We start from the raw sequence: 21,485 nt of genomic DNA, 5'->3' as shown, positions 1-21,485 counted from the left end.
ACGCACGGCGTCAGTGGGCGCGAGTTCCGAGACTCCATATGGATTTTGGCGCGCAAGATGAAGTCGTGCGCTTTCTCGCCTCGCTCGAAGGCGGCGCGGAGCGAATCGTCACGACTCACATTTCGGTCGTCGCGCTCTGCGGAACGCGCGCCTACAAGCTGAAGAAAGCGGTGCGCTTCCCCTATCTCGACTTTTCGACGCCGAGCCGCCGATGGGAGATGTGCGCGCGGGAAGCGACGCTCAACGCGAGCTTCGCGCCCGAACTATATCTCGGCGCGCATCGCGTGACCCGCGAGAGGGACGGCCGGCTGGCGCTCGACGGCGCGGGCGAGATGATCGACGCCGTGGTCGTCATGCGGCGCTTCGCCGACGAAGACCTCTTGGAGCAGATTGCGAAGGACGGCCGCCTGACGCACGTGATGGTGGAGGCCCTGGCGCGCCAAATCGCGAAGACCCATGACGCGGCGGCGCCGAACTATGAAAAGGGCGGCGCGGCGGCGATGCGCCGAACGCTGGACGATACGGCTTTGAGCTTGCGCAATGCGGCGGCTGCAAGCGCGGAACAAATCGGTTCGCTTATCGCCCGGCTTAACGGAGCCCTCGACGCGCAAGGGGCTCTTCTCGACGCGCGCAAGACGCGGGGCAAGGTGCGCCGCTGCCACGGCGATCTGACGCTACGCAACATCTGTCTGTTCGAGGGCGTCCCGACGCTCTTCGACTGTCTCGAATTCGACGACGAGATCGCGACGATCGACGTGCTGTATGACGTCAGCTTCCTGCTGATGGATCTCTGGCGGGTCGGCGCGTTCGGCTGCGCCAATCTGGCGTTCAACCGCTATCTCGACGCCCGCGACGAAACTGATGGCCTGCCGCTGCTTCCCTTCTTCATGTCGCTGCGCGCCGCCATCCGCGCGCATGTCGAGGCGTCGCAGCAAAACTTGGAACGCGCGCGCCTCTATTTCGATTTGGCGATGGCGCTGCTCGCGCCGGCCACAGGCGCCGTCATCGCGATCGGGGGGCTGAGCGGATCAGGAAAATCGAGCGTCGCCGCGGCGCTCGCCGCGAGCATCGGTAGTCCGCCCGGCGCGCGCGTCATCAACAGCGATCGCATGCGCAAACGGCTCTTCGGCGTCGCGCCGACCGCGCGTCTTCCGCAGGAAGCCTACGCGAGCGCCGTGTCGGCGCAGGTCTATGGCGAAATGTTCGACGCCGTGGCGCGATCGGCCGCGCGCGGCTGGCCCGTCATCGTCGACGCCGTCTTCGACCGTTCTCAAGATCGCGAAGCAATAAAAACCGCGGCGGAGCGTGCGCGAGCGCCGTTCCTCGGGGTCTGGCTCGATCTCGATCTCGACCGGCGCGCGGCGCGCGTCGATGCGCGCGTCAACGACGTGTCGGACGCGACGCGCGACGTGCTCGAAGCGCAGATGGAGAAGCCGAGCGGCGAAATCGAATGGATCAAGATCGACGCGTCGAAAGACACGGCGATCATCGCCGCCCAAATAAGAAAGGCCTTTGAGTCCCGCCACGCATTGCCCTCACGGGAATGATGCAGGCGTTATGCGTCGTCATTGCGAGCCGAAGGCGAAGCAATCCAGAATCGCGCAACAGCGTGGATTGCTTCGGCGCTGTCGCGCCTCGCAATGACGGGAAACATGTCAAAGTCTAATGCAGCGCTGTCCTATGGAATCAGCACCGCGGCGCCTTGCAGCCGACCCTCGCGCAGATCGGCGAGCGCCTCATTCGCCTGCGCCAGAGGATAGCGCGTCGCATGCATGTTCAGCGGAATCGTCGGCGCGAGCGCAAGAAACTCGCGCGCGTCTTCGCGCGTAAGATTCGCCACAGAGAGCAGTCGTCGCTCCTCCCAAAGCAGCGCGTATGGAAAACTCGGAATGTCGCTCATGTGAATGCCGCCGCACACGACCGCGCCGCCTTTTTTCGTCGCGGCGAGCGCGCGCGGAACGAGCGCGCCGACGGGCGCGAAGATCAGCGCGACGTCGAGCGGCTCTGGCGAGGGCGCGTCGGAATCCTGCGCCGAGGCCGCGCCGAGCGAGCGCGCGAATTCCGCCGCCGCCTGATCGCCCGGCCGCACAAATGCGTGAACGCGCTTGCCTTGAGCGATCGCAACCTGAGCAATGATGTGGGCGGCGGCGCCGAAGCCGTAGATGCCGATCGCTTCCGCCGGACCCGCCATCTTCAGCGTGCGCCAGCCGATGAGGCCCGCGCAGAGCAATGGCGCGAGCGTCGCCGGATCGCCAGTCTCCGGCAACGGAAAGCAGTAGGACGCATCCGCGACCGCATGCGACGCATAGCCGCCATCGCGCGTGTAGCCGGTGAAGAGCGGATCGTCGCATAAATTTTCGCGCGCGCTCATACAGTAGGGGCAATGCCCGCAGGTGTGGCCAAGCCAGGGAACGCCGACCCGCTGTCCAAGCGAGAAACCGCTCACGCCGCGACCGATCGCCTCGACGCGCCCGACGATTTCGTGGCCCGGAACGATCGGAAGCTTCGGCTCGGTCAGTTCGCCATCGACGACATGGAGATCGGTGCGACACACGCCGCAGGCCTCAACCTTGAGCCGCACGTCTCCGACGCCGGGCGACGGGGTCGGCCGCTCCTCCATGACGAGCGGCGCGTGGGGCCGCAGCAGGACCATGGCTGTCATGATCTCAGTCATCGGAAAAGCTTGCTTAGGGAGATGCGGCTGTGGCCCGGCGGAAAATCCGCGATTTCGCCCGCGCGCGCGAAGCCGAGCCTCTCATAGAATGCAGCGACGCGTTTCTCGAATGTGTCGATATAGACGCCGACGCAACCACGGTCCCGCGCGAGGCGCTCCGCCTCCCCCATCAGCCGGGCGCCGAGGCCCTGGCCGCGCCGCGACTCCGCCACCCAGAGATGGCGCACATAGGCCCATCGCCAATGGATGAGGCCATTGATCCCGCCGATCAGCGCGCCATCTTCCCCGCGCGCCAGAATGGAGAAAGGCGTTTCGTCCCGCACGCCGAAACGTTCGCCAAGCGCCGCGCCGAGACGCGCCGCAAGCTCCGCTGATTCCGCCGTTTCGATCGACAGAGCGAGCTTCTCAATCTCTTCTTTTTTTATCATGATCGGGCCGTGAGACGGGTCGTCGTTCTGCTATTGTGGACATGCGTAGCCGGCGCCGCAACGGCGCGCGGTGAAGACAGCGCCTGCGCTCCGGTCGAGATCATGCCCGGGGTTCCGCCGACGCGCGAGCGAGTGCGCGCCTATGCGCCGGTTTTCGAGAGCTGCGCGAGCGAAAGCGGCGCAGCGCGGCTGGCCATCCGGCGCATGAGCGTCGACGGGACGCCGCTGATCCTGACCGTCGATCCACAGTCGCTACAAACGTCGCTGGAGCGCGCCGCCTGCTGGCGCTGCCAGGAGACGAGCGATGCGGCGCAGGCCGAGACGCGCTATCTCAAAGCGCTGCATCCGCCGCAAGACCCGGCGCGTCCGCCGGCGCTCGTCAACGCCGGCCTCATTCACGGCGCCGGCGGCGGCGCCTTTGTGACCGGCGACCTCTGCCCGAGCCGCAAGCCGCTGGACCGCGCCTTTTTCGAAGAACTCGCCGCGCAGGGGCCGCGCACGCCCGTAATGCTCGCCGTCTCCGGCGGCTGGATCGCCCGCCACGGCGCCGACTTCGCCTGGCTGCGCGAGAAGGCGCGCAGCGGCGCGCTCGACATCGCCTGGGCCAATCATTCCTTCAGCCATCCCTATGTTCGCCGCCTTCCGGACGGGCGGAATTACTTCCTGCGGCCGGGCGTGGACGTCGATCGCGAGATTTTCGAGACGGAGAAGCTCATCATCGCCCAAGGCGAAACGCCGTCGGTTTTTTTCCGCTTTCCAGGTCTTGTCGCCGACGCCGCGCTGCTGGAGAACGTCCGCAGCCGGCATCTCATCGCGCTCGGCGCCGACTCCTGGCTGGCGCTCGGCTTAAGGCCCCGCCCGGGCTCGATCGTGCTCGTGCACCCGAACGGCAATGAGCCGGTCGGCATAAAGCAATTCTTGCGGCTGATGCAGTCGGGCGCGATGCCGTCGCCCCTGCGCCCGATCGATGAAGCGCCTTAACGCGGGAAAGGCCCTTCATTGACAAGGTTTCCGGCGGCTCTTATCTCTCGCGCGGAAACGCCGCGTCGGTCTCGGCGCCCCGCCGCCATTGGGTCGATGTCGCAGGCGTATGTTATTCATGCATTATGTGACGTTCCGCCGGCCGCCATTCCCCGGCGCGCCGAGAAGGCGGCAGACGCTGCGCGGGAGAAAGGTTCGCAAGAATGATCGGCGCACTCGCCAAGAAGATTTTCGGCACGGCGAATGATCGCCGGCTTAAGACCTACGCGCCGAAGGTCAACGCGATCAACGCCCTGGAGGCGGACGTCGAAGCGCTGACCGATGATGAGCTACGGGATCGCACCCGCCAGTTCCGCGAAGAGCACGCCGCCGGCAAGTCGCTCGACGATCTGCTCGTTCCGGCTTTCGCCACGGTGCGCGAGGCGGCCAAGCGCACCCTCGGCCAACGCCACTTTGACGTCCAGCTCATCGGCGGCATGGTGCTGCACGAAGGCGCGATCTCGGAGATGCGCACCGGCGAAGGCAAGACACTCGTCGCCACGCTCGCCGTCTATCTCAACGCGCTCGCCGGCAAAGGCGTCCATGTCGTCACGGTGAACGACTATCTCGCCAAGCGCGACTCCGAATGGATGGGGCAGATCTACAGATTTCTCGGCATGAGCGTCGGGGTCGTGGTGCATGACCTCATGGACGAGGATCGCGCCGCCGCCTACGCCTGCGACATCACCTACGGCACCAACAACGAATTCGGCTTCGACTATCTGCGCGACAATATGAAATATGAGTTCTCGCAGATGGTTCAGCGCGGACATAATTATGCGATCGTCGACGAAGTCGACTCGATCCTCATCGACGAGGCGCGCACGCCGCTCATCATCTCGGGCGCCATCGACGACAAGTCCGATCTCTACAATACGATCGACAAGCTGGTGCCCAAGCTCAACGCCGACGACTTCGAGCTCGACGAGAAGCAGCGCACGGTTCATCTGACCGACGCCGGCAATGAGCATATGGAAGAGCTGCTGACCGAGTCCGGCGCACTGACGGAAGGCGCGCTTTACGAAGCGCACAACGTGACGCTCGTGCATCACGTCAATCAGGCGCTGCGCGCGCATAAGCTCTTCCAGAAGGACAAGGATTACATCGTCCGCAAGGGCGAGGTGGTCATCATCGACGAATTCACCGGCCGCATGATGCCGGGCCGACGCTATTCGGAAGGCCTGCATCAGGCCCTCGAAGCGAAGGAGCGCGTTCAGGTTCAGCCTGAAAACGTCACCCTCGCGTCGATCACCTTCCAAAATTACTTTCGTCTCTACGGCAAGCTCGCTGGCATGACCGGCACGGCGGCCACGGAGGCGAATGAATTCGCCGAAATCTACAAGCTGGACGTCGTCGAAATTCCGACGAACCGCGACGTCTGCCGGCTCGATGAAGATGACGAGGTTTATCGCAGCGCCAAGGAAAAGCTCGGCGCGATCGCCGCCGAAATCCAGGACGCAAACGGGCGCATGCAGCCGCTTCTCGTCGGCACAACGTCGATCGAGAAGTCGGAGCAGCTGGCGGAGTTCCTGCTCGCGCAGGGCTATACGATGATCGACTTCGCCGATCCCAAGGGGCTGACGGGACTCTACGCAGCGGCGCGGTCCGGCAAGCCGTCGAAGCTTTTCGCGGTGCTCAATGCGCGCTTCCACGAGCAGGAAGCCTATATCGTCGCGGAAGCCGGCGTGCCCGGCGCGATCACCATCGCCACCAATATGGCTGGCCGCGGCACCGACATTCAGCTCGGCGGCAACGTCGAGATGCGCGTGATGCAGGAATGCGCCGGGCTCGAAGGCGACGCGCGCGCCAAGAAGGAAGCCGAGATCCGCGAGGAAGTCGCGGACTTCAAGGAGAAGGCCATCGCCGCCGGCGGCCTTTACATCATCGGCACCGAGCGCCACGAGAGCCGACGCATCGACAATCAGCTTCGCGGCCGCTCCGGACGTCAGGGCGACCCTGGCCGCTCGAAATTTTTCCTGTCGCTGCAGGACGATCTCATGCGCATCTTCGGCTCCGAGCGCATGGACTCGATGCTGGTGAAGCTCGGCCTGCAGGAGGGCGAAGCCATCGTCCATCCTTGGATCAACAAGGCGATCGAGAAGGCGCAGCATAAGGTCGAGGCGCGCAACTTCGACATCCGCAAGAACATCCTCAAGTTCGACAACGTCATGAACGACCAGCGCAAGGTGATCTTCGAGCGCCGGCGCGAAATCATGGACGAAGAGAGCGTCGAGGAGCAGACCGCCGACATGCGCGCCGATGTTGTCGACGCGATGGTGTCGCTGCACATTCCGCATGACGCCTACGCCGAGGCCTGGGACGTGAACGGGCTGGCGGAAGACGTCAAAGCGAAGCTCAATCTCGATCTGCCGGTCGTCGGCTGGGCGAAGGAAGAAGGCATCGCCGACGAGGAGCTCAAGGAGCGCCTGCTCGAGGCGGCCGACGCCGCTTACGCCGAGCGCGTCGAAAAGAACACTGAGCCGCTGATGCGCATGATCGAGAAGCAGGTCGTCCTGCAGTCTCTCGATACGCTGTGGCGCGAACATCTCGTCGCGCTCGACCACCTTCGTCAGGTGATCGGCTGGCGCGGCCTGGCGCAGCGCGACCCGCTTAACGAGTACAAGTCCGAAGCGCTCGAGCTGTTCAAAAGCCTGATGACGCGGTGGGATGAAACGGTGACCACGCAATTGATGCGCGTGGAAGTGTCCTTCGAGGCCCCGCCTTCCGCGCCGCCGGAGCTGCCGCCGATGGAAATGTCGCATCCCAATCCCGAGGCGCTGATCGGCGGCGGCGCGCAGCTTGCGCTCGATGATCTCAATACGCGTCTCGCGGGGGCCGATTTCTCGGCGCGCGGGCTCTCGGTCAGCGAGGCGCCCGTTGCGCGCGACGCAACCAATCCCGCCACTTGGGGCAAGGTGGGCCGCAATGAGCCCTGCCCTTGCGGTTCGGGTAAGAAATATAAGCATTGCCACGGCGCTCTTGTCTAAGCCGGGGATGCGGGCGGCGATGTGGAAGATCAGCGTCTCGGCTCTCCTGTCGACGCTGGCGTCTTCCGCATCGGCCCGCGCCGAGTGGGTGCAGGTCTCCAAGGACGATTTCTCGACCGTCTATCTGGACGCCGGCTCGCGTCGGACCTCGCCCGACGGAATCGTCACGGTCGACGCGCTCACCGATTACAACGCCGCCTCGCCAAAAGCCGCGGCGTTCGGCCTTGCCGAAAAGGGGCTATCGGAAATCGAGAAAGTGTCGCTCGATTGCGCCAATCGGAAATACAGGTCCGAAGGCGGCGGCTGGCGGCAGGGCCAGATGGGCGAAGGAAACATCACCAAGCCCTATCCGCCGAAAGACGAATGGTCGCCGGTGCCGCCCTATTACGATGGACTCTTCGCCAAAGTCTGCGCGCGCACGTCCTCGGATGAGCGGCCGGAACGATTTGAACCGCCTCGCGCCTGAGAATATAAGCGCAGCGCGGTTGGAGCGCCGCCGTCTCGCGTTCGCGAGAAAGCGGCCGCCGCGGGTTTCCAGGAGCTTGTCGTGACCGCCATTGATTTTTCTAAAGTGCTCGTCGCTCAGGGCGGCGGCCCCACCGCCGTCATCAATCAGTCGCTCGTCGGGGCCGTGCTGGAGTCCCGCAAATTTCGCGAGGTCGAGCGAGTTTATGGCGCCTTCCACGGCGTTCGCGGCATCGTCAACGAGGATTTCGTCGACCTCACGCAGGAGACGACCCATAATCTCGAGCTCGTCGCCTGCACGCCGTCTTCGGCGCTCGGCTCGACGCGCGACAAGCCGGATCTCAAATATTGTCAGGAAATCTTCCGCGTCCTGCGCGCGCATGGGGTCGGCTGCTTTTTCTATATCGGCGGCAATGATTCCTCGGACACGGTGCGCATCGTCTCGCAGGAAGCCCAAAGCGCCGGCTATCCGCTGCGGACGGTGCACATTCCAAAAACCATCGACAACGATCTGATGGTCAACGACCACACGCCCGGCTTTCCCTCGGCGGCGCGCTGGGTGGCGCAGGCGTTCGCCGGCGCCAATCTCGACAATTGGGCTCTCCCCGGCGTATATATCGCCGTCGTCATGGGCCGGCACGCGGGCTTTCTGACCGCCGCCTCGGCGCTCGGCAAGAAATTCCCCGACGACGGCCCGCATCTCATCTACATCCCTGAGCGCGCCTTCATCATCGACAAATTCCTCGCCGACGTTAAGGCGACGATGACGAAATACGGCCGCTGCGTCGTTGCGGTGTCAGAAGGCGTCTGCGACGAAAACCATACCCCCATCGCCGAAAAGCTCGCCACGGCCGTGGAGCGCGACGATCACGGCAATGTCCATCTCGGCGGCGGCGCGCTGGCCGACGAACTCACCCGCCTCGTGAAGGACAGGCTCGGATTCAAGCGGGTGCGGGCCGATACATTCGGCTATGTGCAAAGGAGCTTCGTCGGTTGCGTTTCCGACGTCGACCAGCGCGAGGCGCGCGAGGTCGGCGAAAAGGCCGTGCAATACGCCATTTGGGGCGACCGCGACGGCTCGGTGACGATCCACCGGACCGGCTTTTATTCGGTCGATTATCAGTTGACGCCGCTTGAAGCGATCGCTGGAAAGACAAAAGTCATGCCGGACGAATACATTAGCCCCTGCGGCACGGACGTCACCGACGCCTTCCGGATGTATCTTCGCCCCTTGCTTGGAAGCGGCATGCCGGACGCCTATCGGCTACGGCTCAATCGAGTTCCCAAGATCGTTACCGCCTGAGCTGCCGGCGAGGGCGCCTTTCTTGCTTCGACAGAGTTTCCGGCGAAGGTTGCAATTTGGCCGTCGTGTAAAATACACTAACTAGTCATGGTTCTCGGGCGCTCGTCGCTGACGACCGAAACTGGATGGGAACGGGCACGCCAGCCGCTTCCACTTTTTGTTAGTCTGGCGCCGGTAACACAGGTGTTCGGGCCGATTCGCCCGGCAGGCCGGCCCGATAGGAGAGCAATATGAGCAAGGTCGGCGGCGGCGATTCCAAGAACACGCTTTACTGCTCCTTTTGCGGCAAGAGCCAGCACGAGGTCCGTAAGCTCATCGCCGGACCGACGGTGTTCATCTGCGATGAATGCGTCGAACTGTGCATGGACATCATCCGCGAGGAGAACAAATCCTCGCTGGTCAAGCAGCGCGACGGCATTCCTACCCCGCGGGAAATTTGTAAGGTTCTGGACGACTATGTCATCGGCCAGTCCCAGGCCAAGCGCGTTCTCTCGGTGGCGGTCCACAACCATTACAAGCGCCTCAACCATGCCACCAAGCATGGCGACGTGGAGCTGGCGAAGTCCAACATTCTGCTGATCGGACCGACCGGCGTGGGCAAGACCATGCTGGCGCAGACTCTGGCGCGCATCCTGGATGTTCCGTTCACCATGGCCGACGCCACGACCCTGACCGAAGCGGGCTACGTCGGCGAGGATGTCGAGAACATCATTCTCAAGCTTCTGCAGGCGTCGGACTATAATGTCGAGCGCGCCCAGCGCGGCATCGTCTATGTCGACGAAATCGACAAGATTTCGCGCAAGTCCGACAATCCTTCGATCACCCGCGACGTTTCGGGCGAAGGCGTGCAGCAGGCGCTGTTGAAGATCATGGAAGGCACCGTCGCCTCCGTGCCGCCCCAGGGCGGCCGCAAGCATCCGCAGCAGGAGTTCCTGCAGGTCGACACGACGAACATCCTGTTCATCTGTGGCGGCGCTTTCGCCGGGCTTGAAAAGATCATCTCCTCCCGCGGACGCAACACCTCGATCGGCTTCGCCGCCACCGTGCAGTCGCCCGACGAACGGCGCACCGGCGACATTTTTAGGCAAGTGCAGCCGGAAGACTTGCTGAAATTCGGGCTCATCCCCGAATTCGTCGGCCGTCTCCCGGTCATTGCGACGCTCGAGGATCTCGACGAGGACGCGCTCAAGCGGATCCTCACCGAGCCCAAGAACGCGCTGGTCAAGCAGTATCAACGACTCTTCGAGATGGAAAACGTCGAGCTCACCTTCCAGGACGACGCTCTTTCGTCCGTCGCGCGCAAGGCGATCGAACGCCATACCGGCGCGCGCGGCCTGCGCTCGATCATGGAAGGAATCTTGCTAGATACGATGTTCGATCTGCCAGGTCTGGAGGGAGTCGAACAGGTTGTGATCGGACCGGAAGTCGTCGAGGGCAAAGCCCGGCCGCTCTATATTTACGCCGAACGCAGCGAAAAGAGCGGCACGAGCGCCTGACGCGCGAAGACGAAGCAGCTATGCGGCGGCGACGCCGCGCGCCGGTTTAAGCTTGGGCGCCGCAGCGCCTTGAATCAATTATTCGCGTAACCATTTGCGTTAACGGGGCCGTCGGGCGCATCCGCCGGCGGTCTTTAATTGGCGCGAAATCGGCGGGCGACCGTATTCGCGGCCTAAACCCAAAAATCGCCCTGCGGTCTCGCGCCGCCGCTTTAGCGGGACGCGTCAAGGACAGGACAAAAAGAATGTCGAACGAAAAGCGAGACGCCGTCACCCCCGGAACCATCGAAAGCTATCCGGTGCTGCCGCTGCGCGACATTGTCGTCTTTCCGCACATGATCGTTCCTCTTTTTGTCGCGCGGGAGAAATCCATTCGCGCGCTTGAAGAGGTGACGAAATCCGACAGGCTCATTCTGCTGGCGACGCAGAAGAACGCCGGCGACGACGATCCCTCGGCCGACGCGATCTATCCGATCGGCACGCTCGCCTCGGTGTTGCAGCTTCTGAAGCTGCCCGACGGCACGGTGAAGGTGCTGGTCGAAGGCGTGGCGCGCGCCAGCGTTCGCACATATACGCGCGCGGACGATTATTACGAAGCGGACGCCGAAGTTGTCGCCGACGATCTCGCCTCTCCGGTGGAAGTCGAAGCGCTCGGCCGGTCGGTGATCGCTGAATTCGAAAGCTATGTGAAGCTCAACAAGCGGGTCTCTTCCGAGGTCGTCGGCGCGGTGACGCAGATCGACGACTATTCAAAGCTCGCCGACACGGTCGCATCTCACCTGTCGGTGAAGATCGCCGAGAAGCAGGACGTGCTTGAGACGGTCAGCGTCGCGCGCCGCCTCGAAAAATGTCTGTCGCTGATGGAGAGCGAGATCTCGGTCCTGCAGGTCGAGAAGCGCATTCGCACGCGCGTCAAGCGCCAGATGGAGAAGACGCAGCGCGAATATTATCTCAATGAGCAGATGAAGGCGATCCAGAAGGAGCTGGGCGACGAGGACGGCAAGGACGATCTCGCCGAGCTCGAGGAGCGCATCAAGAACACCAAGCTCTCAAAGGAAGCGCGCGACAAGGCCTTGGCCGAGTTCAAGAAGCTGCGGCAGATGTCGCCGATGTCCGCCGAAGCCACCGTCGTGAGGAACTATCTTGACTGGATCCTGTCGATCCCGTGGGGCAAGCGCTCCAAGGTGAAGCGGGATCTCGGACAGGCCGAGGAAGTGCTCGACGCCGAGCATTTCGGCCTCGAGAAGGTCAAGGAGCGCATCCTTGAATATCTCGCCGTGCAGAGCCGCGCCAACAAGCTGACGGGACCGATCCTGTGCCTCGTCGGGCCGCCTGGCGTCGGCAAGACCTCGCTCGGCAAGTCCATCGCCAAGGCCACGGGCCGCGACTTCGTGCGCATGTCGCTGGGCGGCGTGCGCGACGAAGCGGAAATCCGCGGTCATCGGCGCACTTACATCGGCTCAATGCCCGGCAAGATTATCCAGTCGATGCGCAAGGCGAAGACGTCCAATCCGCTCTTTCTCTTGGACGAGATTGACAAGATGGGCATGGACTTCCGCGGCGATCCGTCGTCGGCCTTGCTCGAAGTGCTGGACCCGGAGCAGAACGCGACGTTCAACGACCATTACCTCGAAGTCGACTACGACCTTTCGAATGTGATGTTCGTGACGACGGCGAATACGCTCAATATTCCGGCGCCGCTGATGGACCGCATGGAGATCATTCGCATCGCCGGCTACACGGAAGACGAGAAGGTCGAGATCGCGCGCAGGCACCTCCTTCCCAGCGCGGTGCATAAGCACGGCCTTTCGCCTGACGAATGGATGGTCGCCGACGACGGGCTGCTCACCATCATTCGCCGCTATACGCGCGAAGCGGGCGTTCGCAATCTGGAGCGCGAACTCTCCAATCTCGCGCGCAAGGCGGTGAAGGAAATCCTTCTCAAGAAGAAGGAGAAGATCCTCGTCACGAGCGAGAACATCGGCGATTATCTCGGCGTGCCGAAGTTCCGCTATGGCGAGGCCGAACTCGAAGATCAGGTCGGCGTCGTGACCGGACTCGCCTGGACCGAAGTCGGCGGCGAATTGCTGACGATCGAAGGCGTCATGATGCCCGGCAAGGGCAAGATGACCGTGACGGGCAATCTGCGCGACGTGATGAAGGAGTCGATCTCCGCGGCGGCGTCTTATGTGCGCTCGCGCGCGGTCGACTTCGGCGTCGAGCCGCCGGTCTTCGACCGACGCGATTTCCATGTGCACGTGCCGGAAGGCGCGACGCCCAAGGACGGACCGTCGGCCGGCGTGGCGATGGCGACCGCCATCGTCTCGATCATCACCGGCATTCCCGTTCGGCGCGAGATCGCCATGACCGGCGAGATCACGCTGCGCGGCCGCGTGTTGCCGATCGGCGGCTTGAAGGAGAAGCTGCTGGCGGCGCTGCGCGGCGGCTTGAAGAAAGTGCTGATCCCGGAGGAGAACGCCAAGGATTTGGCGGAAATTCCGGACGCGGTGAAGAACCGCCTGGAAATCGTGCCCGTCGCGCGCATGGAAGATGTGCTGCGGCACGCGCTGATCTCCCAGCCGACGCCGATCAAATGGCAGGAAGACGCCGCCGCGATCGCTAAACATGCCGTCGGCGACGATGACGGCACCGGCGTCCGCGCCCACTGATCGCAGATCGTACAACACACTCAAGAGCCCCGCTCCCCCAGAGCGGGGCTCTTTGCTTTTGGGCGGCTGATGCACGCTGCATCCCCCAGATTGTATGAGCATTTCGCGGCAGAGCCGCCATTTCCCCCGGAAAACCAGCGATTCCTGGCCTTTGGCGGCCGGTAAGCCTTGCTTTTCCTGCGATTCGCGACCAACACTCGCCATCGCTGCGCAACGCCGATTCGAGGTCGCGCATTCTTACGCCGGGCGGCTCGCAGTGAAGGAGAAGGAAAAGCCATGAACAAATTGGAACTCGTTGAGCACGTCGCGAGCGAGACGGACAGCTCGAAAGCGGCGGCGGCCGCCGCCATCGACGCCGTCATCGACGGCATCACGAAGGCCCTCAAGAAGGGCGACGAAGTTCGCCTCGTCGGCTTCGGCACTTTTTCGGTCAAGAAACGCGCCGCCGGCAAAGGCCGCAATCCGGCGACCGGCGAAGAAATCAAGATTCCCGCGTCCAAGAGCGCCCGCTTCAAGCCCGGCGCGACGCTGAAAGCCGCGCTCAACAAAGCCAAGTAGCTCAGCGCGCGAGGCCCTGGCGTCGCAGGCGTTTTTTGAAAGTTCGCACGACGGCCGTCGGAGCCCCGGCGGCCGTAGTTTTTGAACCGGCTTGCCTCCCGCGGCGCCCGCCCTTAAAACCCGGCGGGCGCGCATCATGTCAGGGCGGTTAGCTCAGTTGGTAGAGCATCTCGTTTACACCGAGAGGGTCGGCGGTTCGAGACCGTCACCGCCCACCACTGGCGCCCTCGAGACGGCACAGGGCTCGCCGCGGGAATTGGTGTTCCAAAGCCCAGGAATTCGCTTTAGCTTGCTGGGACAAAGAAGGCCGCCCGGATGAGATTGATCAAAACCGTTTTCATTGCGCTCTGCGTCGCCGCCTTCGTCCCCACCTTCGCGCATGCCGAAGAGATGAGCTTTCGCGTCGTCAGCGTGAATTCCGGCGGCTGCGGCGCAAACTGCCCACAGGTGATCGCGGCGCAAGGCGAAATCGGCCCGGAGACGCCCGACGCCTTCGTCGCCTTCGTGCGCGAAAACGCTCGCGGCGGCAATCTGCACGGAATTGTGCTGCTCGACTCGCCTGGCGGAAAGGTCGTCGCCTCGATGGAGCTCGGCCAGGCCATCCGCAAGCTCGGGATGGCGGTGATCGTCGCCCGTCCCGGGGCGGATCAATCGCGCACGATGGCGCTCGTATCGGGCCGCTGCTATTCGGCCTGCGTCTATGCGCTGATGGGCGGCAGGAGGCGCGTGATCCCGCCGCAGAGCAGCGTCGGCATTCACCGCATGTTCAATTATTCGACGAGTTTCGACATCGCCGAGGGCGGACTCGTGCGCGAGCGAAATTATGACGATGGCGGCATGCTCCAGACGCTTTCCCGCTACGCGGCGATGATGGGCGTGAGCACCGAACTCGTGAAGCTCGCCGAGCGAACGTCGCCCGATAAGCTTTACGTGCTGACCGGCGCCGACATCGCTCGTTGGCGGCTTGGGTCGCGCAAGCTCTAGACGCGCCGGATCACAGCCATAATCAGCAACCAGGGCAGCACATGAAACATATTTTCGACGGGCTTGAACGGCGGCGCGCGTCTGCGAGGCTTGGCGGCGGACAAAAGCGCATCGAAGCGCAGCACGCCCGCGGCAAGCTCACGGCGCGTGAGAGAATCGAACTGCTGCTCGATCACGGCTCGTTCGAAGAATTCGACATGTTCGTCGCCCACCGCTGCACCGATTTCGGCATGGATCAGGGCGAGAAAATCTCGGGCGACGGCGTCGTCACCGGTTGGGGGACGGTCAACGGCCGCGCCGTCTTCGTCTTCGCCAAGGACTTCACCGTCTTCGGCGGCTCTCTTTCCGAGACTCACGCGCAAAAGATCACCAAGCTGCAGGACATGGCGCTGAAAAATCGCGCCCCGATCATCGGCCTGTTCGACGCGGGCGGCGCGCGCATCCAGGAAGGCGTCGCGGCGCTCGGCGGCTATGGCGAGGTCTTCCAGCGTAATGTCATGGCCTCTGGCGTCATTCCGCAAATCTCGGTGATCATGGGCCCCTGCGCCGGCGGCGACGTCTACTCGCCGGCGATGACGGACTTCATCTTCATGGTGCGCGACACGAGCTATATGTTCGTGACCGGGCCCGACGTCGTGAAGACGGTGACGAACGAGACCGTCACGGCGGAAGAGCTCGGCGGCGCTTCGGTGCACACGACCAAAAGCTCGATCGCCGATCGCGCATATGACAACGACGTCGAAACGCTTCTGCAGATGCGCAGGCTGATCGATTTCCTGCCCTCCTCCAACCAGGACGAGGCGCCGGAATGGCCCGCTTTCGACGAGGTGGACCGGCTCGACGAATCACTCGACACGATTGTTCCGGATAATCCGAACAAGCCGTACGACATCAAGGAACTCATCCATAAGATTGTCGACGAGGCGGACTTCTTCGAGATACAGGATGCGCATGCGCGCAATATCGTGATCGGCTTTGGCCGCATCGAAGGGCGCACGGTCGGTTTCGTCGCTAATCAGCCTCTCGTGCTCGCCGGCGTGCTCGACATCGACGCCTCCAAGAAGGCGGCGCGTTTCGTGCGTTTTTGCGACTGCTTCAACATTCCGATCGTCACCTTTGTCGACGTGCCCGGATTCCTGCCCGGCACGGCGCAAGAATATGGCGGCCTGATCAAGCATGGCGCGAAGCTGCTGTTCGCATACGCCGAAGCGACGGTGCCGAAAGTGACGGTCATCACGCGAAAGGCGTTCGGCGGCGCCTATGACGTTATGGCGTCAAAACATCTCCGCGGCGACGTCAACTACGCCTGGCCGTCGGCGCAGATCGCCGTCATGGGCGCAAAGGGCGCCGTCGAAATCATCTTCCGCGCCGATCTCGGCGATCCGGAGAAGATCGCTCAGCGCACAAAGGAGTATGAAGATCGCTTCTTGTCGCCATTTGTCGCCGCGGAGCGTGGTTATATCGACGAGGTGATTACGCCGCGTTCGACCCGCAAACGAATCGCTCGCGCGCTTGCGCTGCTTCGGCACAAGGAATTGGAGAATCCCTGGAAGAAGCACGACAACATTCCCTTGTAACGCGGCGCAATAACGAGCGCGGCGCCGTCGCAAATGTGATCGCGTCGCGCCATTGAGGCTGGGTCCGCGTGATCCGCCTAATTCAGCGGCGCCCGATCACAAAATTCGTCAAACTGCACATTTTTCAAGTGACAGTCCGCCCGTTTTGTCCTAGTGTTCGCTCGCCAGGTTGGTTGGGGTAAAAGCCTAAGCGTCGTATGCGTCGCAGGAATTAGGCCCAGCTACGGTCCAAGTCGGGGAGGACGCCGAACAGAACGCAGTTCGCCGAGGCTCGCAAGATGAGTCGGCGCGAACGGGGCTATCGGAGCGACTTAAGACTTCGGAGCTTGGCGTTTCAGTTTGGTTAAGGACGGGGTACCAAAGAGCGGGGAGCGGCGGGACGCCCTTCCCGCTCTTTGTGTTTTTTGTCGGCGCGCGGTGTTTTTATCGACGCGCGACACATACGTTTGCGACACATGCGTTTAATGAATCGCTAAGCGTCGCGGAATGATTCCGATCGGTCAGAACCTGAACTGCTTGGGACGTCGCCTTGACGGGCGATGGCGCGCTTCCTACGTTCCGCGCACGTCTAACGAAAAGCCCAATGGAAGGCCGGCCATGACCACGCAGAAAATCACTGACGCCACTTTCGAACAGGAAGTGCTCAAATCCGCCGAGCCGGTTGTTGTCGATTTTTGGGCGGAATGGTGCGGTCCCTGCCGCATGATCGCCCCGGCGCTGGAGGAGATCGCCGCGGAGATGAAGGGCAAGATCAAAGTCGTCAAGCTCAACATCGACGAAAATCCTGCCGTGGCGAGCAAGCTCGGCATCCGATCGATTCCGACGCTCATTCTGTTCAAGGACGGCAAGGCGGCCGCGCAAAAGGTCGGCGCCGCGCCCAAGGGCGAATTGTCGCGGTGGATCGCTGCAGCCGTGTGAACGATTCTTGCAATTGGGTCCGGCAATTGGGTCCAGCGGCCGGCGCATCGCAACAGGCATGCTCTCGAGCCATCAAACCTTGGGAGCTGCGTAGATGCGCCGACTGCATGATTTTCTCGCCGTCTGTTGCCTGATTGTGTTGACGCTCGCGCCGCTGCGCGCGGCGACAGCCGGCGAAATCACCATCGCGGCGGCGTCGGATCTCAAATTCGCGTTGCAGGAAATCGTCTCCAACTTTCAAGCCGCCCATAAGGGCGACAAGGTCGATGTTATTTACGGCTCTTCCGGCAAGCTGCAGACGCAGATCCGCGAGGGCGCCCCCTTCGACATTTTCTTTTCGGCCGACATCGCCTATGCGCGCGCGCTGCGCAAGGACGGCTTCGCGGCGACCGAGCCCATGCCCTACGCGGTCGGCAGGATCGTTTTGTGGAGCGCGACGCGCGACGCGACAAAAATGCGCTTGGAGGATCTTGCGGATCCCAAGATCGGCAAGATCGCGATCGCCAATCCGGCGCATGCGCCTTACGGCAGATGCGCGGAACAAGTGCTGCGCGCCGCCGGCCTTTGGGACAAGGTGAAGGACAAGCTCGTGTTCGGCGAGAACATCTCGCAGGCGACGCAATACGCCGAGACCGGCGCCGCCGATGTCGCGTTGACCGCTCTTTCGATCGCTTTGAGCAAGCAGGCGGCGGACAGAGGTGGTTATTCTCTGATCCCTGAGACGCTGCATTCACGACTCGAACAGGCCTATGTCGTGACCCGCCAGGGCGCCGACAAACCTTTGGCGAAGACCTTTCTCGACTATCTCAAGACCGGACAGTCGCAGACGATCATGATAAAGTTTGGCTTCGCGCCCCCCGGCCAGGCCGCGCGGTAGGCCGTTCCGCGCGTGCACGATTCCGCTAAAATGTGGAACAGGCGGACGCTGACCGTCTTCCGCCTGTCCTAACCTTACCGCCGCCGCTCGCCGGCAGGTCTCACATGCCGACATCTGAAGATTTCGCGGCGATCTGGCTGACGCTCAAGCTCGCGACGATCGTCACCTGTCTGCTGCTCCTGATCGGCGCGCCATTGGCGTGGTGGCTGGCGCGGACGCGGTCCTGGCTCAAAGGTCCATTGGGCGCCGTCGTGGCGCTGCCGCTGGTTCTGCCGCCGACGGTGCTGGGCTTCTATCTGCTGCTGACCATGGGCCCGCATGGACCCTTGGGCAGGCTCACGGCGTTCCTCGGCGTCGCGCCTTTGCCCTTCACCTTCGCCGGCCTCGTCGTGGCGTCGCTTTTTTATTCGCTGCCTTTCGTCGTGCAGCCGATCCAGAACGCCTTCGAGGCGATGGGCGATCGTCCGCTGGAGGCCGCCGCCACCTTGCGCGCGAGCCCGCTCGACGCTTTCTTCACGGTGGCGCTGCCGCTCGCCAGACCCGGTCTCGTCACCGCGGCGATCCTCGGCTTCGCGCATACGGTCGGTGAATTCGGCGTCGTTCTGATGATCGGCGGCGCCATTCCGGACAAGACGCGGGTGGTGTCGGTGCTGATCTATGACCAGGTCGAGTCGATGAACTACGAGCGCGCACATTGGCTCGCGGGGGGCATGCTGCTGTTCAGTTTCTGCGTTCTGCTCGCGCTCTATGGGCGCCGACGGAACGGCCGCTATGGCTGACGGCGCCATCGCCGCGCGTTTCCGGCTCGCCTATCCTGGCTTCGCGCTCGACGTTGACCTCGAGCTGCCGGGACGCGGCGTCACAGCGCTCTTTGGCCCTTCCGGCTCCGGCAAGACCACCGCCCTGCGCTGCATGGCGGGGCTGGCGCGCGCGCCCGACGGGCTTCTCAAGATCGGCGGCGACGTCTGGCAAGACGAGGCGCGGGGCGTCTTCGTGCCGACGCATCGCCGCGCGCTCGGCATGGTGTTCCAGGACGCGAGCCTTTTTTCGCATCTCACCGTCAAAGGAAATCTCGACTATGGAATGACCCGCGCGCGCGTCACCGCGGCCGAAGCGGGCCGCGACGCGATCTGCGAAATGCTCGACATCGCCGCTCTCGCGCAGCGCTGGCCGGATACGCTTTCCGGCGGCGAGCGACAGAGAGTGGCGATCGCCCGCGCCCTGCTGACGCGCCCGCAACTGCTGCTGATGGATGAGCCGCTGGCGTCGCTCGACGTGGCGCGCCGTCTCGACGTGTTGCCCTATCTCGAACGGCTACGCGACGAACTCGACATCCCGATCATCTATGTCAGCCATGCGCCGGAGGAGGTCACGCGCATCGCCGACGAGGCCGTCGTGCTCGATCGCGGCCATGTCGTCGCGCGCGGCGCGCCGCTCGACGTGCTGCCAAGCGCGAGCCGTCTTGTCGAAGGCGGCCGATTCGGCGTGGTCAACGCGCTCAAAGCGCGCGTCGTCGCCGTCGACGACGCTTACGGCGTCACGCGGCTCGCCCATCCGGCGGGCGAGATCTTGATCGCTGCGCGTCTGACGACGCAGCGCGAGGCGCGCGTCGTCATGCGCGCGACAGACGTTGCGCTTGCGATGTCCGAACCCCGCGACACCAGCGTGCGCACGATCTTGCGCGGCCGCATCGAGAAGATCGATGCGTCCGAGAGCGCCCTCGCCTTCGTCACGCTGACGCTCATCGGCGGCGACCGTCTTGTCTCGGCGATCACGCGCCTCGCGCTCGACGAGTTGCGGCTGACCGTCGGCGCGGACGTATTCGCCCTGGTGAAGTCTGTCGCTCTCGACGAGCGCGGTTTATAGGCGAGCGAAATCCGCCAACCACAACGCCGCGAGCGCGCCGGCGACGGCGAGAGCGGAAGCCGCGGCCAGTCTTTGGCCCATCGCGGCGCCGCCGATAACCCAGCCCATCACGACTTTCGACGCCGTATTCGACAGCAGCGCCAGCAGCACCGCTCCCGCCGCGGCCTTTATGCCGATCTCGGATGCGCCGAGCCGCGCCATGGTCAACCCGATCGCGTCAACGTCGACGATGCCGGAGATGGCCGCGAGGGCATAGGCGCCGGCGCTTCCGGCGAAATGAGTCGCGAGCCGCGAGAGGATCATCACGGTCGCGAGGAGCGCGCCGAATTTCAGCACCGCCATCAGATCCAGCGGATTGCCAACAGAAAAGCCGCTCGATTCTGCAGGCCGCTCGCTTCGTCGCAGGAGAAAGACTCCGGCGAGCGCGAAGAGCACGCCGCCCGCAACGACCGGCGGCGCCAAGCGCCACGCGAGCGTCGGATTGATGACCGCGATGACGGCGATGATTCGCGGCGCCATCACCGCATTGGCGAAGATTGCGCCCGCCGCCGAAGCGCCAATCTGCTCGGGATGTTCCCGCGCCAGCCGCGACATCGCCGCTGTCGCGGCCGTCGACGACGCCAGTCCTCCCGCCATGCCGGCGATTGCGACGCCGCGGCGGTAGCCGATGATTCGAACGGCGACGTAGCCGACGAACGAAATCACGCCGATCAGCACGGTCATCAGCCACAATTCAAAAGGGTTCACCGCTTGCCACGGGTCAATGGCGCGATTCGGCAAAACCGGCAGCAAGATGAAGCTCATCGCCAGCAACGCCAGCCCGGAGCGCAGCTCGTCCCAGGTGATGCGCTTGACGAAGCCGTGGAGAAACCCTTTGAGCGCCAGGATCGCCGTCGTCGCCACCGCTGCGGCGGCGGCCGCCTGTATGTCCCCAATCACGGCGAAGGCGCCGAGGGAAAAGGCTAGCGACGCCGCGACGACGGTCGTCGCGCCAAAGGTCTCATCATGAACATTTTCGCGATAGCGATAGACGCCGATCAACGCGCCGACGAAGACAAGCGTGATCGCCAAAGCGACCACGCCGACGCCGCCGTAAGGCTGAACGATGGCGCCCCATACGCCGCCGAGCAGTCCGGCAAGCCCATGCGTGCGAAGACCGGCGGCGCGCTCGCCTTCCGACTCGTCGCGTGACGTCCAGCCTCGTTCGAGACCGATGAGAAGGCCGATCGCCAGGGCGATCGACAGTCTCTGAATCAGCTCGGCGGCGCTTAATTCGTACATTTGTTTTTCTTTTTGGTCGTTTTCTTTGTGGCGTGGCGCCAAGCCGTTTCAAGCGCGTCGCGCAGCTCCGAGACATCCATCGCTGCGAGCAGAATCGTCGTCCATCCCTGCCGCCCCCAGGCGTTGGGAACAGGCGCAAAGGCATGCGGCGCCATCATGGATTTGAACGACTGCTCTTCGGGCGCCAGTTTCACGTTGGCCGTCAGTCCCGTCGGCGGCGAGAGTTGCGTAGATCCGCGCGACCTTAAAAGCAGTTCTGTCGAAATGCGGCGCTTCGCGCGTTCCCTCGAGCGACAGTGCGATGCGCCGGAAATCACGGCTGGTGGCCACGACTACTCCATCAAGACCTGACGCGGCGTGCGCCGCTCAAGATCATATGGCG

At 63.5% G+C, this 21,485-nt stretch carries 17 protein-coding genes, 1 tRNA gene and 1 pseudogene; 15 read left to right on the top strand and 4 right to left on the bottom strand.

From position 1 onward, the window contains the following. Positions 1-38: 38 nt before the first annotated feature. Positions 39-1,547, top strand: a complete 1,509-nt coding sequence (locus IYY11_RS18215; protein ID WP_196405158.1) for an AAA family ATPase — start codon at positions 39-41, stop codon at positions 1,545-1,547. Positions 1,548-1,678: 131 nt separating this feature from the next. Here IYY11_RS18215 and IYY11_RS18210 read toward each other — a convergent pair whose 3' ends face one another. Together IYY11_RS18210 and IYY11_RS18205 are read right to left on the bottom strand one after the other, a co-directional pair. Beyond that, entirely contained in the window at positions 1,679-2,662 is a 984-nt protein-coding gene (locus tag IYY11_RS18210; RefSeq protein ID WP_196405157.1) for a zinc-dependent alcohol dehydrogenase family protein, read from the bottom strand. Positions 2,663-2,670: 8 nt separating this feature from the next. Then, on the bottom strand, positions 2,671-3,102 hold the full coding sequence (locus tag IYY11_RS18205; RefSeq protein WP_196405156.1) for a GNAT family N-acetyltransferase: 432 nt from the start codon (positions 3,100-3,102) through the stop codon (positions 2,671-2,673). A 9-nt stretch (positions 3,103-3,111) separates the two neighbouring features. Between IYY11_RS18205 and IYY11_RS18200 the strand changes: the two genes are divergently transcribed. The 14 genes from IYY11_RS18200 to modC all read left to right on the top strand — a co-directional run bounded on the left by IYY11_RS18200 (position 3,112) and on the right by modC (position 19,822). After that, the gene (locus tag IYY11_RS18200; protein WP_312029750.1) at positions 3,112-4,083 is read left to right on the top strand and encodes a polysaccharide deacetylase; all 972 of its coding nucleotides are present in this window, start codon (positions 3,112-3,114) and stop codon (positions 4,081-4,083) included. Positions 4,084-4,286: 203 nt separating this feature from the next. Next, the gene (secA, locus tag IYY11_RS18195; protein WP_196405155.1) at positions 4,287-7,109 is read left to right on the top strand and encodes a preprotein translocase subunit SecA; all 2,823 of its coding nucleotides are present in this window, start codon (positions 4,287-4,289) and stop codon (positions 7,107-7,109) included. Then, the gene (locus IYY11_RS18190) at positions 7,102-7,575 is read left to right on the top strand and encodes a surface-adhesin E family protein (RefSeq protein WP_246720071.1); all 474 of its coding nucleotides are present in this window, start codon (positions 7,102-7,104) and stop codon (positions 7,573-7,575) included. Before secA ends, IYY11_RS18190 begins: the two co-directional genes overlap by 8 nt. 81 nt (positions 7,576-7,656) lie before the next feature. Then, the gene (locus IYY11_RS18185; protein ID WP_196405154.1) at positions 7,657-8,877 is read left to right on the top strand and encodes a 6-phosphofructokinase; all 1,221 of its coding nucleotides are present in this window, start codon (positions 7,657-7,659) and stop codon (positions 8,875-8,877) included. Between the two features lie 230 nt (positions 8,878-9,107). Beyond that, complete coding sequence (gene clpX, locus IYY11_RS18180) at positions 9,108-10,373, top strand: ATP-dependent Clp protease ATP-binding subunit ClpX (RefSeq protein ID WP_018408942.1); 1,266 nt, start codon at positions 9,108-9,110, stop codon at positions 10,371-10,373. A gap of 245 nt (positions 10,374-10,618) precedes the next feature. Then, the gene (gene lon, locus IYY11_RS18175) at positions 10,619-13,042 is read left to right on the top strand and encodes an endopeptidase La (RefSeq protein ID WP_196405153.1); all 2,424 of its coding nucleotides are present in this window, start codon (positions 10,619-10,621) and stop codon (positions 13,040-13,042) included. A gap of 276 nt (positions 13,043-13,318) precedes the next feature. Then, the gene (locus tag IYY11_RS18170) at positions 13,319-13,600 is read left to right on the top strand and encodes an HU family DNA-binding protein (protein ID WP_196405152.1); all 282 of its coding nucleotides are present in this window, start codon (positions 13,319-13,321) and stop codon (positions 13,598-13,600) included. Between the two features lie 142 nt (positions 13,601-13,742). Next, positions 13,743-13,818, top strand: a tRNA-Val gene (locus tag IYY11_RS18165). Positions 13,819-13,915: 97 nt separating this feature from the next. After that, positions 13,916-14,584 carry a hypothetical protein gene (locus tag IYY11_RS18160; protein WP_196405151.1) on the top strand — a complete coding sequence of 223 codons (669 nt, stop codon included), beginning with the start codon at positions 13,916-13,918 and terminating at the stop codon, positions 14,582-14,584. Between the two features lie 41 nt (positions 14,585-14,625). Further along, positions 14,626-16,161: an acyl-CoA carboxylase subunit beta gene (locus tag IYY11_RS18155; RefSeq protein ID WP_196405150.1), complete on the top strand. Its 1,536-nt coding sequence runs from the start codon at positions 14,626-14,628 to the stop codon at positions 16,159-16,161. Between the two features lie 597 nt (positions 16,162-16,758). Beyond that, a complete protein-coding gene (trxA, locus tag IYY11_RS18150) occupies positions 16,759-17,079 on the top strand; it encodes a thioredoxin (protein ID WP_018408946.1) in 321 nt (106 codons plus the stop codon). A 94-nt stretch (positions 17,080-17,173) separates the two neighbouring features. Beyond that, positions 17,174-17,956, top strand: coding sequence for a molybdate ABC transporter substrate-binding protein (gene modA / locus IYY11_RS18145; protein WP_196405149.1), 783 nt, complete (start codon positions 17,174-17,176; stop codon positions 17,954-17,956). Between the two features lie 104 nt (positions 17,957-18,060). Further along, positions 18,061-18,735, top strand: a complete 675-nt coding sequence (gene modB, locus IYY11_RS18140; protein WP_196405148.1) for a molybdate ABC transporter permease subunit — start codon at positions 18,061-18,063, stop codon at positions 18,733-18,735. After that, entirely contained in the window at positions 18,728-19,822 is a 1,095-nt protein-coding gene (gene modC / locus IYY11_RS18135; RefSeq protein ID WP_246720070.1) for a molybdenum ABC transporter ATP-binding protein, read from the top strand. Before modB ends, modC begins: the two co-directional genes overlap by 8 nt. On the opposite strand, the gene IYY11_RS18130 is transcribed toward modC, so the two are convergent. Then, a complete protein-coding gene (locus tag IYY11_RS18130; protein WP_196405146.1) occupies positions 19,817-21,103 on the bottom strand; it encodes an MgtC/SapB family protein in 1,287 nt (428 codons plus the stop codon). The genes modC and IYY11_RS18130 overlap by 6 nt on opposite strands. Then, a pseudogene (locus IYY11_RS18125) lies at positions 21,091-21,433 on the bottom strand (MmcQ/YjbR family DNA-binding protein). Before IYY11_RS18125 ends, IYY11_RS18130 begins: the two are co-directional and overlap by 13 nt. Between the last annotated feature and the right edge of the window lie 52 nt (positions 21,434-21,485).

The organism is Methylocystis sp. H62, assembly GCF_015709515.1.
Classification (GTDB): domain Bacteria; phylum Pseudomonadota; class Alphaproteobacteria; order Rhizobiales; family Beijerinckiaceae; genus Methylocystis.
The sequence above is the reverse complement of the archived record's forward strand: the minus strand, read 5'-3'. Positions and strand labels throughout refer to the sequence as shown.

Coding starts and splice junctions, on each gene's coding strand:
- modA (WP_196405149.1), top strand. CDS start 17,174: ATGCGCCGACTGCATGATTTTCTCGCCGTCTGTTGCCTGATTGTGTTG.
- IYY11_RS18215 (WP_196405158.1), top strand. CDS start 39: ATGGATTTTGGCGCGCAAGATGAAGTCGTGCGCTTTCTCGCCTCGCTC.
- modB (WP_196405148.1), top strand. CDS start 18,061: ATGCCGACATCTGAAGATTTCGCGGCGATCTGGCTGACGCTCAAGCTC.
- trxA (WP_018408946.1), top strand. CDS start 16,759: ATGACCACGCAGAAAATCACTGACGCCACTTTCGAACAGGAAGTGCTC.
- modC (WP_246720070.1), top strand. CDS start 18,728: ATGGCTGACGGCGCCATCGCCGCGCGTTTCCGGCTCGCCTATCCTGGC.
- IYY11_RS18205 (WP_196405156.1), bottom strand. CDS start 3,102: ATGATAAAAAAAGAAGAGATTGAGAAGCTCGCTCTGTCGATCGAAACG.
- secA (WP_196405155.1), top strand. CDS start 4,287: ATGATCGGCGCACTCGCCAAGAAGATTTTCGGCACGGCGAATGATCGC.
- IYY11_RS18170 (WP_196405152.1), top strand. CDS start 13,319: ATGAACAAATTGGAACTCGTTGAGCACGTCGCGAGCGAGACGGACAGC.
- IYY11_RS18155 (WP_196405150.1), top strand. CDS start 14,626: ATGAAACATATTTTCGACGGGCTTGAACGGCGGCGCGCGTCTGCGAGG.
- IYY11_RS18130 (WP_196405146.1), bottom strand. CDS start 21,103: ATGTACGAATTAAGCGCCGCCGAGCTGATTCAGAGACTGTCGATCGCC.
- IYY11_RS18210 (WP_196405157.1), bottom strand. CDS start 2,662: ATGACAGCCATGGTCCTGCTGCGGCCCCACGCGCCGCTCGTCATGGAG.
- clpX (WP_018408942.1), top strand. CDS start 9,108: ATGAGCAAGGTCGGCGGCGGCGATTCCAAGAACACGCTTTACTGCTCC.
- IYY11_RS18160 (WP_196405151.1), top strand. CDS start 13,916: ATGAGATTGATCAAAACCGTTTTCATTGCGCTCTGCGTCGCCGCCTTC.
- lon (WP_196405153.1), top strand. CDS start 10,619: ATGTCGAACGAAAAGCGAGACGCCGTCACCCCCGGAACCATCGAAAGC.